The organism is Nocardiopsis sp. TNDT3 (assembly GCF_003427465.1).
GTDB lineage: Bacteria > Actinomycetota > Actinomycetes > Streptosporangiales > Streptosporangiaceae > Nocardiopsis > Nocardiopsis dassonvillei.
Genome location: NZ_QPFC01000875.1, coordinates 1 through 1,564, shown reverse-complemented (window position 1 = coordinate 1,564; position 1,564 = coordinate 1). Strand labels below are relative to the sequence as shown.

General features: G+C 72.4%; 1 protein-coding gene and 1 pseudogene. Both read left to right on the top strand.

Annotated elements, in window-relative coordinates:
- Positions 1-204: 204 nt before the first annotated feature.
- Positions 205-771, top strand: a complete 567-nt coding sequence (locus DQW06_RS20955) for a type I-E CRISPR-associated protein Cas6/Cse3/CasE (RefSeq protein WP_117199147.1) — start codon at positions 205-207, stop codon at positions 769-771.
- A 591-nt stretch (positions 772-1,362) separates the two neighbouring features.
- A pseudogene (locus tag DQW06_RS20950) lies at positions 1,363-1,564 on the top strand (B/F/G family RNA polymerase sigma-70 factor); the annotation flags it as partial.

Sequence of the window (1,564 nt, the reverse complement as noted above, 5' to 3'; positions counted from 1 at the left end):
GGCCCTGGGGAGGTAAGGCGCCGTGTTCGTGCATGGTGCGTACTCTAGCCATGCCCGACGACGGCGCCGTGGGACGGTCCGACCCGGGGTCCGGCGCCTCGTACAGTGGGAACTCCGTTCCGGGCGGAGGCGATCCTCGACGGCCCGCGACCGAACACGAACACCGACCCCCGCCCCGGCGGGGACGCCCCGGAGGGGAACTCCTTGTACCTGTCCCGCATCAACCTCGACCCCAAGCGCAGCGCCCGGATGGACCAGTGGGCGGTCATGGGGCAGGCCGTGCGCAGAGCGGTCGATCCCGACCCCGAGTCCGACGCCCGCGTGCTGTGGGCGCGCACCTCGCCGAGCACGCTGGTGGTCAGCTCCGACACCGCCCCAGCCTGGGGCAAGGTCCCCGGCGCGACCTCCGCCGCGATCCACCCGATGCCGCGCTACTCCGAGGGCGAGACCGTCCGCTGGGAGCTCATCACGGCGCCCACCGCGCCGCGCGGAGCCGGGGCCGCCGGTGAGGGGGCGCGCCCGCGCGGCAAGCGGGCCCCCCTTCCGGAGGAGGAGTTCGAGGGCTGGCTGGACGGCAAGTTCTCGGGCGCGCTGGACGTCACCTCGGTGCGGTGGAAGCACCTGGGCGGCAGGCCCGCGCGGTACCACTTCACCGGCGAGGCCGTGGTGCGTGACAGCGAGGCGCTCCAGGAACTGTGCCTGGGCGGTGTCGGCGCGGGCACGGCCACGGGGGCCGGGCTGCTCCTCGCCAGCCCGCTGACACCGAGGTAGGCCCGGGCTCCCTAGGCGTCCCTCCCCCCGACTCCGCCGGGCCCGGGCGCCCGGAACCGGTGCCCCCGGGTCCCGCGGAACCCCGGTCCGCAGGCCCTTCCGGCGGCGCCCGCGACCCCGGTCCGCCGCCCACCCCGGTGCCGGAGGCGGGCGCGGCGGACGCCTCGCGCACGTGTCGGTTCGCGTCCGGAGCCCGGAACCGTGCGACTGTGTATCCGACCGACGCGGGTCCCCTCGGCGGGGGAGCCGGTCGCGGTGCCTCGGGAGCACCGGGAGAGGGGCCACGGGACGAAAAGGCGTCCCGTGTCGAAGTTGAGGCAATTTGTCGCTTTTTGCAAGATAATTGTCTTATTGTAGAAAAATTTGTATTCGCGGCTTTTGAAGCCGTTCCTGAGGGAACCTAGTCTGTGCATCGCGGCTGTCCCGCCAGCCACAGGGCCACCGGCCCCGCGGGTCGCGCGCGGGATCGCGCCGCCGGTGTCCTGCCCAGGCAGGTACATGAGCACACAGGACAGAGCACCGGGGGGTTTCCTCTTGTCCACGTCTCTCAACGAAACACACACGTCAACGACCGTCACCGACCGGTTGCCCGTGATCCCCAGACCGCGCAGGCCGGTCGAGGACACCGTCCCCGAGGACACGGGGACCGGAGAGGTCCGGGAGACCGGGGAGGTCCGCCCCGAGGAGCTGATCTCCCAGCTGCGTGAGCTCGCCGAAGACGACCCCAGGGCCGACGAGCTGCGCGAGCGGGTGGTCGTGCTCTACCAGCCGTTGATCAACAAGATCGCGCGCC